A 12,713-nucleotide genomic window follows, 5' to 3' on the forward strand; every position below is an offset into this window, starting at 1 on the left:
CTCGCGAGGCATAAAGATGAGCCTCTCAGCGATTTGCCCGCTGAGAGGTGCCCTAGCGGGGCAATCCCCGATGCCATCCGCGTTCTGCCCCGCTGAAGGGGCCATTGACGGGGCATATCGCAGATCTCTCCGGGAATAGCCCCGCGAAGAGGGGTATCGGCGGGGCGGGGCGTGGATCTTTTCCGGGATTTGCCCCACAAACAGCCCTCTTTGCGGGGCAGATCCTTGATGTCCTGACGGTTTCGCCTCGCGTGGGAGGTGATAGCGGGGTGGAATGGTGAAGCATCCGGCATCCCGCCCCGCAACGGGTGCTTATCGGGGCAGATCGCGGATATGCTCCAGATGCTGCCCCGACAAGAGAGCTGTTGGCGGGGCGGACCGCGAACCTTCTCCGGGGATAGCCCCGCAAGGAGGGTTACTGACAGGTCGGAACGCGGACCTTTTCCGGGAGTTGCCCCGCTTAAAAGGCTATTAGTGAGGCAACTCCTTGATGTTTTGGCGGTTTCGCCTCGCTGAGGGGCTGTTGGCGGGGCTGGCCGCGGATCTTTTCCGGGAGCCGTCCTGCAAAGAGGTCTGTTTGCGGGGTAGAACCTGACTTTTTCCGGGAGTTGCCTTGCTGAAGGGGCTGTTAGTGGGGCGGATCTTTGAGGCTTTGGCGATTCCACCCCGCGGAGGGGGAGGGTACCGGTGGGGCGGAATCGCGGATCTCTCCGGGGATAGCCCCGCGAAGAGGGCTGTTTGCGGGGGCAACTCCTAGTACTCTGTCGGACTTAATGTGATGGGTTTGACGCTCCCTCAGCCGAGGGAACCGAGAATAACAATGTGTCAATGTAAGTCCGACAAAGTACTAGATGCTTTCAGTGATCTGACCCAAAAATGGCACGCTGCGGCGGAATCATCGCGCCTGTCAGTCGCGGTGCCCCTCAATTACGCGAAAAGGTCCTGCATCGCAATCCAGCCCGGCAGGATCGGCGGCAATGCCGAACAATCCGCCGGAATAACCGCTCAGCCGAGCGTCATCAATCGATCGTCGGTCAGCTGTCAATCAGTCGACCGACAAATCAGCGAAAATCAGGCTTCCGCAGCAGCCGGAGCGGCATCCTCAGCCGGCTCGGCCGGAGCGTCCGCAACAGCGGCCGGTTCCTCGGCCGGTTCCTTGTTCAGGCCAAGATCAACCGGCGACGAGCTGTTCTCCCACGGCTCCTCCCACGGATCGTAATCCGGGTTCTGCTGCTTGTAGATGTACAGGCCCACCAAGCCGGCGAGCAGAGCGCCGAACAGCAGCGCAAAGAACTTCCAACCGTTAGAAGACTTGTTCTCCATGACGGCTCCTTTCCCAATCGTGCGGCCGGCTTGCCCATCCAAGCCAACTCTGCTCCCCATCTTAGAACGCCGAATGTGACGATTGGGTGGATTTGTGCGCATCCTGCATCCGGCATGTCGTGCGGCCGCGCCCGTCCGATACAGTGAGCCTATGTCATATCACGGTTTCAGTTTGTTCCCCGGCTCCCCCAACCTGCGCGACCTGTTCAACAAACGCGCGATCCGCTACCATTGGCGCGACGGCGGGCCGGTGTTCACCACCGCGATCCTGCTCGTGTGCGTGGCCGTGTGGCTGATCGAGCTGCTGCTGTCGATCGTGTGGCCGGCCGGGCTGGGTGCGCTGCTCAATTTCGGCGCGTTTCAGCCGATGCTTGCCACTCGCCATCCGTGGACGTTCCTCACGTCGATGTTCCTGCACCAGCCGACGTCGATTCTGCACATTCTGTTCAACATGCTGACGTTGTGGTCGGTCGCGCCGATGCTCGAACGGATGATGGGCCACTGGTCGTTCCTGACGCTGTACGTGCTGTCAGGCATCGGCGGCGGGCTTGGCATGATGGCGTGGGGCGTGATCTGGCCGGGCGGTTCGGGCTGGCTGAGTGCGGCGTACGGTGCGTCGGGCGCGCTGTTCGGGCTGTTCGCGGCGATGCTGGTCGTGTACCGGCGCATCGGCGCGGATATCAGTTCGATGATGGTGTGGATGGTGATCAATTTCGCGATGCCGGTGGTGGTGTCGAACATCGCGTGGCAGGCGCATGTGGGCGGTTTTGTGATTGGCGGACTGTTCACGTGGCTGCTGGTGACGCCGAAGTTGCAGTGGTCGCGCGGCAAGAGCTTGCAGTACCGGACGACGGTGTACGGCACGGGCGTGTTTGTGCTGATGCTGGTGCTGATCGCGGTGTGCGAGCTGTTCAATCCGGGCAGCGTGCTGGGGCTGCTGCGGTAGGCGGTTTTTGGCGCGGCTGCGGGGGCTGTGCGGTTGCGGAGTTGCGGGGTTGCGCGAGGTTTACGGGGTTGTGCAGAGTGATGCCGCAGGCGTGTGGCAGGGACTACTGGCGGATGGAAGATTGGTGCTGGGCGGGGGATTGGTGGAGTCCTTGATTCGTGGTGCCGCCCCTATCTTGCGTGATGTTTGGGCTAGTAGGAGACGGTTGCTCGCCAAAATGTCACGGAAACGGCTGATTGTGCGTGACGTTTTGGCGATTATCGGGTGGTTGATAGCCGGATTGTCACGCGGATGGGGGGGTAGGGCTGCGGATGAGAGCGGGATTGTGGTGCTGGGTTGGCGGCGGGGTCTGGTGATGTGGCCTGTTGTGGGCCTGTGGTGGATCTGCGATGGGGCGCAGCTGCGATGATATGACGGATAGGGGTGGTTGCGGGGTGGAAGGATTGTTGGACCGGGCGGTTGTGGGGATTACCGGTGTACGGAGCTGATCGCTGTGATGGCTGCTGCAATGATACGGAATTACATGGGTGTAGTTTTCCACAACTTGTGGAAAACATTGTGGATAACTTGGGTATAACTCGTGGATAAGTGGGGGATAAGTAGGTTGTCCACAGCGGATAATCCTGTGTGATCGTTGGAATTGCGCCGTTTTATGATTGTGGATAATGTGCATGAAAGTTATCCACAGTGGATAACTTGGGTGGGTTTTCCACATGATGTGGATAACTCTGGGGATAACTGGTGGATAAGTGGTGTATCTGGGTGGATAACTACGTTGATAACGGTGGATATTCTGTGGATAAGTTGTGGATAACTCTTGGAAAACGTTGAAATCATTGGGTTTTAGCGTGTGGATAACCCGTGTATGCGCATAACCGCGAGTGTGTGGATAACTTGATCGAGTTGGCTGGCACGGTGCTGTTGGTGGTGCGTAGAGGCATGTATGTGGATAGCTGGATCTGTCATGTCGATCGGTTTTATCGTCCCCGAGCTTGACTTTCCGTTGAGGAAAGTGTTATGCTTTCCATAACGGAAACAATCATGGTGATGCGCAACCCGTGAACGCTTCCGGACCGGTCAATCAATCGCACGACCGCACCGCACGACACACATGGTGCCGATCGTTTCTCGACAAACGCAACCCGTCCAGTTCGCATCCAGTTCACCGTATCCGTCGTCGTTCATCGCCGGCGCTCAGCACAAGGAAGTCATCATGAACCGCAATCCCCAGTCCCAAACAACCGTTCCGATCGCGCAACAAACCGAACCGCGGCAGCCCAATCAATCCAATCAATTCGGCCAATCCAGCCAGTCCCAGCTGACCGCCGCCGACGCGCTCTCCTTCCTCGCCGCCGACCGCAAATCCGCCGCCGACCGCTACACGCTTCCCCTCTCCTTCGACCTGATCATGTGCGTGTTCCTGGCGCTGATGCTCGCGATGTTCTGGCTGCTGCGTCAGGACATATTCGCCGATGACTTCGTGTTTGCACTCATCATCGGAGGCATGATCGTTGCGCTGGCCGCGTCGGTCGTCGCACTCATGCTCATCTGGCGCAAACGCGGCATCCACGCCGTCATCTGGCCGCCGACCCATCTGACGGCGGTGTATATGGTGCTTGAATTCATCTTGGGAATCGTTGCGGTCGGTACCCTCGTGGTCGCGCCGCTCGCCCACTGGCAGGCCGCGCTCGTCATCGTCGCCACCGCGCTCGCCACACTGCTGCTCGAACGGCTGAGCTACCGCGAGATCCGCCGTTACATCATCGCCGGCGGTTCCATGTCGCCGTACCTGCTGGAACACAACCATCGGCGCTACGGTGCGAACGGGGAACTGTGGACCATGGCGCGATTCCGTGCGCTTCCCGACGACGAACGGCGGACGGCCGCGCAACTGGTCGTCATGCCGCTGTGGCTCTATCCATTCGTGGCGGCAGGGGCGGTGGCCGTGGTCTGGGCCATCGGCGATGTCGCGGTAATGGTCTCGGCCGGAGCCTTCTCGTGGCACCGCGCGATCGACGCCGTATTCCTGGCATCGTGCGCGGGCGTGATGTTCGAGCGCGTCGTGCAATATGTGCGCGACAACAATGTGGACACCCGCATGCGGCCGCCGACCCGCGTCTGCTGGGCGCTGGTGATCGCCATGTATGCCTCATGCCTCGTGCCGATCTACCTTTCCGGATTCGCCGTTGGATACGCGGCGCGTCATGCGGAGCTGCCCGTGGGGGAACTGTTCATCGGCGGCGCGGCGTTCGTGGTGCTGTTCTCGGCTCTCGGTTGGGTGTATGACCGCAAGCAGCGAGACGCCATTGCGGCCGGAGCGTGATTGACGTGGACGGTATGATAAGGATTTCGTGTGCTGGGCGGCTGTTTGAGGCGGCGCGCAAGACTTGGCCGACAAAGTCGGATCGAGACCAGTCGCTCGGCCCCGGTTCGGCAGCCGAGGTCCGGCATGATCAGAACCGCGGAAAGGAGGTGCATCGTGAGTGAGCCGCAGTTCAACGAAGTGATCCACGCGCCGATGCGCCTGCGCATCTGCGGCATGCTGCACAGTGCAGGCGAGATCGAGTTCGCGGCGATCCGCGACATGCTTGGCGTAAGCGACGCCGTGTGCTCCAAACATCTGAAGGTCTTGGCGGAGAACGGGTACGTCACGCTCGACAAGCGCCCGGGGCCGCGCAATGGGCATGACATCACCTGGGTGTCGCTCACCGATGAAGGTGCCGAAGCTTTTGCCTCCCACATCGCCGCCCTTCAGCTCATCGCCGGCATGGCGTGACGGACGGAACGATCGCGCAGTTTGTCGATCGAGAGGCAGAATCCGTGGTCTGCACCGGTTGGTTTGTCGATCGAGAGGCTAACACATTCGTCATTGGCGCTCTTGTCGGCCGCGTATTACCCCCGAAATAGTCGATTGCGTCGTCTTGACGGATAAGGCTCGCCTCTCGATCGTCAAACCGACCTGTGCATGGCCCGTGATCTGCCTCTCGATCGTCAAACTCCGTGACGTCGATCGGATTCCTCCAAGCTCTGAGGCAGATTCTGTGCCGCTCAAGGGTCTTTCTGCAAACCATGAGGCAGCGGTCCTGTCCAAATATCACCAAGATGGGCTATCCCACCACATAGGGGGGCAAAATCCGCAACAAGGCTGCCTCACACTTGTAAGAAAGACCTCTACAGGGCAGGGAAACTGCCTCAAGGTTGAGAAAACGCTCTGCGGGCGGCTGCGCAGCGGCCTACTGCAAGCTCTTACCCATCCTTCGCGATCAGCTGGTACCGTTTCCGCCCCGCTAATACCGACAAGTGATCAACTTGTGCCGGCAACGGCGCATCCTCGCTAAGCCCAATGACCGATCCCATATACGCATCATTCATTTCGCCCAGTAAAGGAGCTACTGCCATGTCCACCGTAACGCTCAAACCATCCAATGACACTCCGTCACTCGCCACCGTGCAACGACCGGCCTCTGACGGCTGCACTCCCTCTGTTTCTCCGCCTCAATCAACCCCTACCTCGACTCGTATTCGCCGCCGCGCCCAAGCTTCCGCCGCCAGTCCTCGAGCCATCGTCGGCCGTGCGTCGATCCTGCTTATCGCCTACATGGCGCTTATGCAGGTGTTCGGCCTCCTCGCCGAGCACGCTGCCCCGGCCATCGGCATCCCCGCCTCCATCGCCCAGCCTCTCGCGCAGATCGTCGGTTTCGCCGGCGCTGTGCTCGTCCTTGCCGCAACGGCGCTTCCCCTTATCCGCACTCGCGCGTTCTGGCTGGGCGCCCCGGCCTCAGCGGCTCGCAAGCGCATGACCCCGCGTCGCGCGCTCACACTCGTCGCGGCAATGCTTCTGATCCAATGCGTCACCAACGGCATCGCCATGCTGTCACAGGCGGTGCTCGGTTCGGTGGGCATCCAACTCACATCGGCGTCGATGGAGGGCATCAACAGCATGGCGTCCGAATCGTGGCTGATGGTGGTCGCCGTCGTGCTGGTCGGTCCGCTTGTGGAGGAGATCGTGTGCCGCGGTCTGGTGATGCGCTCGCTGGCGGGTCAAGGCAAGATGTTCGCGCTGACGACCAGCGCCGTGCTGTTCGGTCTGATGCATGGCGATGTGCTGCAAGGTCTGTTCGGCGTGATGCTTGGCTTGCTGCTGGGCTATGTGGCGATGGAGTATTCGCTGATGTGGGCCGTTGCGCTGCATTGCGTGACGAATGCGTTCGCCATGTTCATGACGCAAGTGGTGGCCAAGCAGCCGCCAGAGGTGGCGGGTGTGATCGGTTTGGCGCTGATCGTGATGTATGTCGCGTCCGCGGTGATGCTGTTCCGCCGGCGCGCCGCGATTCGTGAGTATGCCGCGACGAATCGGTCCCCGCGCGGCAGTTACGTCGGGTGGACGTCGGCGTGGTTCCTGCTGATGGTGGCGTACTTTGCCGTTGCCGCCTCCGCCGGTTTCTCGCTGATGTGATGGCAACGGACGGATTGATGGCCGACGTCTTATAGCCCGATGATGAGGTGGATCATCTCGTCATCGGGCTTTCTGCATACTGTGAGGCAGTTTTCTGGCCGCGCGGGGGTCTTTCTGCCAACCTTGAGGCAGCCGTGCCGCGCGTTCCCGTATTTCGGGGGTAAATATGACGGTGCCGGTGGGGGTGTTGGCCGGGATGGCGGCCTCAAGGTTGTGAGAAAGACCTGTGCGGATCTTGAAATCTGCCTCAGGGTTTTGAGAAAGCCGCCGCGTTGGGCAATCCCGGGTGGCGGATACGCTGGAACGCATGCTGATGTCGCCTGAAACCGCCCGATTCGTAGCCGAACACCGCCTTGAGAACGTGCGTGATCTGGCGCTCAAAGCCAAGCGCGCGGACGGCTTGGACCTGCCGCTCGCGCTCGACCAGATCGCGGGATGGCAGACGGCGCGGGGCAAGCTGCCGCAGTGGGCGGCGTGCGAGGAGATCGTGTACCCGCCGCATATTTCGATGGAACAGTGCTCGTCCGAGTTCACCGCACGATACAAGGCGGAGGTTGCGCGACGGATCGTGGGGGAGAGCCAGACGACAGGCGGCTCCGCGTGCCCCGGAACGATGGTCGATCTGACCGGCGGGTTCGGCGTGGACTTCTCGTATATGGCTCGCGGATTCGCGCGGGCGGTATATGTGGAACGACAACAGCATCTGTGCGAGCTGGCCGAGCACAATATGCGGGCGTTGGGATTGAACAACGTGACGGTTGTGAATGGTGATGCGGAGACGGTGTTGGGGGAGTTGAAAGAGGCATTTCGACCGAGTGTAGCGAGCGGAGCAACCTTCAATGATGCGCAGGGTGTACGCTCCCCCAGTCAGCCTGCGGCTGACAGCCCCCTCAGCCGAGGGGGCCGAGGTTCCACCAGCATCTTGGAAGCTACGACCGCGCTGATTTTTCTGGACCCGGCGCGGCGCGACGAACATGGCGGGCGCACGGTCGCCATCGAGGACTGCACGCCGAACGTGCTCGCCCTGCGCGACCGGTTGCTCGCCGCCGCTCCGCACGTCATGATCAAACTGTCCCCGATGCTCGACTGGCGCAAGGCCGTGGCCGACTTCCGCGGCGCGGTCAGCGAGGTGCATATCGTCTCCACCGGCAACGAATGCAAGGAACTACTGCTCGTCCTTGATCGGGCGCGGGGCATGGGTGATGACGGACGTGCGTCTTCGGTACCCCCTCAGTCCGGCGAAGCCGGACAGCTCTCCCTGATAGGGGGCGCAAACGCGTCGTCTGTCGGCGTAGCGCAGACAGGGGGTACAGGGAAAGTAGGACGTCATAGTGAGTGCGGCGTGAATCAGCTCCCCCTGATAGGGGGCGCAGGGGATGTTGGGAATGGAGTCCACGTCTACTGCGTCAACGATGCCGATCGACTCGACTACGACTATGCCGTTTCGGATGGCACCGCAGACCAGATGAGGAGGTCTGTGCGGAAGCGCGAGGAGGATTTCTCGACTCCGCTGCGCTCCGCTCGAAATGACAATGTCCGTGTAGTTAATGCCGACCGCGCGCTGGGTCTTGCGCCGCTGCCGGAGCGTATCACCTACCTGTACGAGCCGAACGCGTCGATCATGAAGGCCGGCTGCTTCGCGCTCGTCGAAGACCGCTACGGACTCACGCAGATCGGTCCGAACAGCCACCTCTTCGTCTCCGGCGACGACCGGCCGATCGTCGATTTCCCCGGAAGAACGTTCGCCGTCGAAACCGTCACCGCAATGGGCAAGAAAGAGCTGAACCGCGCGCTCGCCGGCGTTGCCAAGGCCAACATCGCCGTGCGCAATTTCCCGCTCACGGTCGCCCAACTACGCAAAAAGCTCCGGCTGAACGACGGCGGCGACACCTACCTGTTCGCCACCACGCTCGCCGGAGCCAAGCATGTGATCCTGCGCTGTCACAAAGCGTGACGGATGCGAACCGTCACCGCCACCACATGGTCATGATGAAGCCGACCATGATGATCACGAACGCGATGAGCAGGTTCCACGCGCCGATGCCCGGAATCGGGTAGCTCGACGTGATGTAGTAGCAGACCGCCCAGATCAGGCCGATGATCATGAGCGTGCAGAACAGCGGCACGAACCAGCGCGGGTTGGACTTGGTGCCCTTGATCGTCTCTTCGACGCGCTTCGTGTTCTCCGCCTGACGCGCCATCATGCGCTGCATCTGCGGGGTGAGCGAGCTCTTGTCGGCGGTCGCGTTGAGCACGGCCTCCACCTGGTCCATCGGCACGCCGTAATCCTCGTCCTCGGCCGCCGCGAGATCCTCGGCCTTCGCATCCGCGATCTTCTCGCCGGCATCCGCGGTCGTCATTTCAACAGTCTTCTCATCAGCTGCGGCCGTCTCAACCTCAGTCGTCTCAGCCGCAGCGTTCGCCGCGTCCCCGTCGGCGGTCTCGGCCTGCCAGTCTTTCTGCTCGGTATCTGCCATCAGCGTAGTCTCCTTGAATTTAGGCTAGAAGTCATAATAGTGGTTAGACTCGAATTTAAGGAACTGGCGACTCAGCGTTCGGAGGAAGCATGGCGAGACATACCGGCAGGCACGTCGCGAAACGCGCGTCGTGGCTGAGCGGCACGGCCGTGTTCCTCGTGCTGGCGCTCAGCGGGTTCCTGCTGGCCACGAACGTGCGCATCAACCGCACGGTCGTCATCTCCTCGGATACCGCCGATTTGGTCGAGCAGCGCGTGCGTCAGGTCGACCAGTTGCAGAAGGACATCACCAAGCTCAGCTCGCAGATCGAAACGTTGAAGGATTTCGCCGGCAGCTCGGATGACACGAACGACAGCGAAACGGCCGGTTCCGGCACGATGCTGTCGGCCGTGCACGGTCCCGGCGTGACGGTGACGCTCAACGATTCGCCGCTGTGGGAGAACATGGTCGACAACTCCGGTTCCGCCGCGAACATCAATGATTACGTGATTCATCAGGAGGACATCGAGTCCGTGATGAACGCGCTGTGGGCGGGCGGCGCCGAGTCGATGATGATTCAGGATCAGCGCGTGCTGTTCAACTCCGCGGTGATCTGCCAGGGCAACGTGCTGCTGTTGCAGGGCCGCAAATACTCGCCACCGTACACGATTTCGGCGATCGGCCCGTCCGGCGACATGCTCGCCGCGCTGGAGAATTCGAGCGCGATGAAAATCTTCCAAGAATACGTCAGTGCGTTCGGCATTGGCTACAAAGTCGAGACTAAGGATAATCTGCAATTCCCGGAAACCACGGCGCTGCTACAGTCGCTGCAATACTCAAGCGTTGATTCGACGCAGGAAACGGACGAACAGTGAGACACGGAAAGAACGGCAATCAGTTCAACGACGACGAGATCGAGATGGATTCGCTCGATCAGATCGGTGATTTTGCGGAAAGCGAGGGGGAGCGGACCGCTGCGATGCCGGCGGTCGGTGCCGCGGGATACGGGCAGACGTATGCGCGGACCGCGCAGGCCGGTGCGTACGGCCAGACGGCCGCGGTTCCGGCTCCTCCGGCCGCCGCTTCGGCTGCGACGACCGGTCGCGGCGTCCGGCAGCGTGGCCAGGGCAAGGGCGGCAAGCACGGCTGGTTCTGGCAGGCGCTCGGCATCCTCGCGGAGATCCTGCTCACCGCCGCCGCGATCTGCGCTCTGTACATCGTGTGGCAGATGTGGTGGACCGGCGTGCAGGCCGAGCACGCGCAGCAGGAGATGCGCCAGTCGTCGAACTGGTCGTCGCCGGCCAACGGCGACACGTCCAAGGTCGCCAAGGCGCAAGACGGCGAGCCGCCGGTGCAGCCGGAATCGGCGAACGAAGGCGATCTGATCGCCACCGTGTACATCCCGCGGTTCGGCCAGAACTGGGAGCGCAACCTCGTGCAGGGCACCACGCTCACCCAGCTCAACAAGCACGGCCTCGGTCACTATGACGACACGCAGTGGCCCGGTCAGGTCGGCAACTTCGCGATCGCCGGCCACCGCAACGGCTACGGTCAGCCGCTCGGCGATGTCGACAAGCTGCAGGAAGGCGACCCGATCATCATCCGCACGCAGGATTACTGGTATGTGTACCGCTACACCAGCAAGGAGATCGTGCTGCCGACCGAGATCCGCGTGATCGGCGCGAATCCACAGAACCCCGGTGCGACGCCGACCAAGCGCATGATCACGATGACGACTTGCGAACCGAAGTATTCCGACCCGATCTACCGTTGGATCAGCTACGGCGAGCTTGATTACTGGGCGAAGGTGTCGGACGGCGTGCCGAAGGAGCTGGCGACGGACACGAGCAGCGGTGGCGTCGCGTTCACGAATAATTCGAGCACGTCGATCACGTCGGCTGCCTCGAAGTTGGATTCGCTGGAACCGGTGATGATCGCGGTGCTGGTGGCGTATGCGATCGTGTTCCTGGCCGCGCTGGTGGCGTGGCGGTTCCCGGTGCTGCGCGCGATCCGCACCGGTGAGCGTCGTCGCCCGGATGCGAGCGTGTACGGCTGGATTCTGCGGCACCAGCCCGGTGTGCTGCCGATTCGGTTGATGCTGTTGCTGATGCTGGCGCTGGTGGTGGTGTGCGCGCTGTTCCAGTGGGGATTCCCGTGGGCCGCGTCCAACATCCCCTACCTGCGCCAAATGTCCAACTTCACTGTCTGAGCCGTTAAGCGCAGAGTCCGGTGGACTCTGCGTAGGCTCAGCCTGAGTGAGCCGATAGGCGAGCGAAGGTGACAATGAGTCTCGCCATAGGCGAGTCTATGATTGCACGGCCGGAGGAGAGCCGTTAAGCGCAGAGTCCGGTGGACTCTGCGTAGGCTCAGCCTGAGTGAGCCGATAGGCGAGCGAAGGTGACAATGCGCGTAGCGCGAGTCCTTTGTTGCAGCGTCAGCAATAAAAAATGGGCACTGGCCGGATGCCTCTACATCCCTCGACTACACTGAGCCACAGTATTGCAAGTACTGTGGCTCTTTGCGTAAGGAGACAAGATGACGGATTCGGCGCGCATTCTGGTGGTCGACAACTACGATTCGTTCGTGTATACGATCGTCGGCTATCTCAAGACGTTGGGCGCGACGGTGGATGTGGTGCGCAACGACGCGATCGACGCAGCCAAGCCCGGCGTGCTCGACGGGTATGACGGCGTGCTGATTTCCCCCGGCCCGGGTGCGCCGGCCGAGTCGGGCGCGAGCGAGGACGTGATCCGCCTGTGCGCGGCCGAGAAGAAGCCGATGTTCGGCGTGTGCCTCGGCTTGCAGGCGCTGGCCGAGGTGTTCGGCTGCACGGTCGATCATGCGCCGACGATCATGCATGGCAAGACGAGCCTGGTCGAGCATATCGACGATGAGATCTTCGAGGGCGTGGCCAATCCGATGACCGCGACCCGGTATCATTCGCTGGCCGTCGAACCGGATTCCGTGCCGGATGAGCTGGTGGTGACCGCGTGGACGCAGGGCGATCACATCATCCAGGGCATCAAGCACCGCGATCTGCCGATGTATGCGGTCCAGTTCCATCCCGAATCCGTGATGACGCAGGACGGCTATCGTCTGCTTGCCAACTGGCTCAAGGTATGCGGCCAGCCCAGTGCCGTCGCCAAGTCCGCCGGCCTCCAGCCGAAGGTCAACAAGTAGCCGTTGCTGGCCGCAAACCAACGTTTTCCTTTCGATGTGAGGTCTTCCGTCCGCCGGCGTTTTCCACCGGTGCTTGCGGGTTTCGGCCTTTGCCGCCCTGCCGGCGGTGCCTTCGATCTGTTTGCGTGATGTTTTTGCTAGTACCCAGGTCTCCCTATCCAAAACATCACGCCAGAAGCACCATTCGCGTGATATGTGGGATAGCATCTGGTGGGTACTAGCCCAAATATCACGCCAGGGACTCTGTTTGCGTGATGTTGGTGATAGCAACCGCCGGGTACTAGCAAAAATATCACGCAAAGGGTGTTCTGTGGACCGTGGATGATGGCCTATGGCGGGGAGGGGGCTCTAT

General features: G+C 61.4%; 10 protein-coding genes. 8 read left to right on the top strand and 2 right to left on the bottom strand.

Going from position 1 to position 12,713, the window contains the following annotated elements:
- Nucleotides 1-1,071 precede the first annotated feature (1,071 nt).
- Entirely contained in the window at nt 1,072-1,323 is a 252-nt protein-coding gene (locus tag AC1A0G_RS07325) for a hypothetical protein (protein ID WP_476528543.1), read from the bottom strand.
- Between the two features lie 151 nt (nt 1,324-1,474).
- Between AC1A0G_RS07325 and AC1A0G_RS07330 the strand changes: the two genes are divergently transcribed.
- The 5 genes from AC1A0G_RS07330 to AC1A0G_RS07350 all read left to right on the top strand — a co-directional run bounded on the left by AC1A0G_RS07330 (nt 1,475) and on the right by AC1A0G_RS07350 (nt 8,679).
- A complete protein-coding gene (locus AC1A0G_RS07330) occupies nt 1,475-2,269 on the top strand; it encodes a rhomboid family intramembrane serine protease (protein ID WP_476528544.1) in 795 nt (264 codons plus the stop codon).
- Between the two features lie 1,213 nt (nt 2,270-3,482).
- Nucleotides 3,483-4,592: a hypothetical protein gene (locus AC1A0G_RS07335; protein WP_476528545.1), complete on the top strand. Its 1,110-nt coding sequence runs from the start codon at nt 3,483-3,485 to the stop codon at nt 4,590-4,592.
- Between the two features lie 156 nt (nt 4,593-4,748).
- The gene (locus AC1A0G_RS07340) at nt 4,749-5,045 is read left to right on the top strand and encodes a transcriptional regulator (RefSeq protein ID WP_476528546.1); all 297 of its coding nucleotides are present in this window, start codon (nt 4,749-4,751) and stop codon (nt 5,043-5,045) included.
- A 621-nt stretch (nt 5,046-5,666) separates the two neighbouring features.
- The gene (locus AC1A0G_RS07345) at nt 5,667-6,725 is read left to right on the top strand and encodes a lysostaphin resistance A-like protein (RefSeq protein WP_476528547.1); all 1,059 of its coding nucleotides are present in this window, start codon (nt 5,667-5,669) and stop codon (nt 6,723-6,725) included.
- A gap of 313 nt (nt 6,726-7,038) precedes the next feature.
- The gene (locus tag AC1A0G_RS07350) at nt 7,039-8,679 is read left to right on the top strand and encodes a THUMP-like domain-containing protein (protein WP_476528548.1); all 1,641 of its coding nucleotides are present in this window, start codon (nt 7,039-7,041) and stop codon (nt 8,677-8,679) included.
- A 13-nt stretch (nt 8,680-8,692) separates the two neighbouring features.
- Here the strand turns inward: AC1A0G_RS07350 and crgA are convergent, their stop codons facing one another.
- On the bottom strand, nt 8,693-9,202 hold the full coding sequence (crgA, locus tag AC1A0G_RS07355; RefSeq protein ID WP_476528549.1) for a cell division protein CrgA: 510 nt from the start codon (nt 9,200-9,202) through the stop codon (nt 8,693-8,695).
- 89 nt (nt 9,203-9,291) lie between these two features.
- On the opposite strand from crgA, the gene AC1A0G_RS07360 reads away from it, so the two are divergent.
- From AC1A0G_RS07360 to AC1A0G_RS07370, 3 genes are all read left to right on the top strand, one after another.
- Nucleotides 9,292-10,056 carry a DUF881 domain-containing protein gene (locus tag AC1A0G_RS07360; protein ID WP_476528550.1) on the top strand — a complete coding sequence of 255 codons (765 nt, stop codon included), beginning with the start codon at nt 9,292-9,294 and terminating at the stop codon, nt 10,054-10,056.
- Entirely contained in the window at nt 10,053-11,390 is a 1,338-nt protein-coding gene (locus AC1A0G_RS07365) for a class E sortase (RefSeq protein WP_476528551.1), read from the top strand. Before AC1A0G_RS07360 ends, AC1A0G_RS07365 begins: the two co-directional genes overlap by 4 nt.
- Before the next feature lie 326 nt (nt 11,391-11,716).
- A complete protein-coding gene (locus AC1A0G_RS07370) occupies nt 11,717-12,361 on the top strand; it encodes an anthranilate synthase component II (RefSeq protein WP_476528552.1) in 645 nt (214 codons plus the stop codon).
- The last annotated feature ends 352 nt before the right edge of the window (nt 12,362-12,713 follow it).

The sequence above is a fragment of the Bifidobacterium sp. LH_230 genome, assembly GCF_056357555.1.

Excerpts from the sequence above, each read along its gene's own strand:
- AC1A0G_RS07330 (WP_476528544.1), top strand. The coding sequence starts at position 1,475 with ATGTCATATCACGGTTTCAGTTTGTTCCCCGGCTCCCCCAACCTGCGC.
- AC1A0G_RS07360 (WP_476528550.1), top strand. The coding sequence starts at position 9,292 with ATGGCGAGACATACCGGCAGGCACGTCGCGAAACGCGCGTCGTGGCTG.
- AC1A0G_RS07335 (WP_476528545.1), top strand. The coding sequence starts at position 3,483 with ATGAACCGCAATCCCCAGTCCCAAACAACCGTTCCGATCGCGCAACAA.
- AC1A0G_RS07370 (WP_476528552.1), top strand. The coding sequence starts at position 11,717 with ATGACGGATTCGGCGCGCATTCTGGTGGTCGACAACTACGATTCGTTC.
- AC1A0G_RS07350 (WP_476528548.1), top strand. The coding sequence starts at position 7,039 with ATGTCGCCTGAAACCGCCCGATTCGTAGCCGAACACCGCCTTGAGAAC.
- AC1A0G_RS07325 (WP_476528543.1), bottom strand. The coding sequence starts at position 1,323 with ATGGAGAACAAGTCTTCTAACGGTTGGAAGTTCTTTGCGCTGCTGTTC.
- crgA (WP_476528549.1), bottom strand. The coding sequence starts at position 9,202 with ATGGCAGATACCGAGCAGAAAGACTGGCAGGCCGAGACCGCCGACGGG.
- AC1A0G_RS07345 (WP_476528547.1), top strand. The coding sequence starts at position 5,667 with ATGTCCACCGTAACGCTCAAACCATCCAATGACACTCCGTCACTCGCC.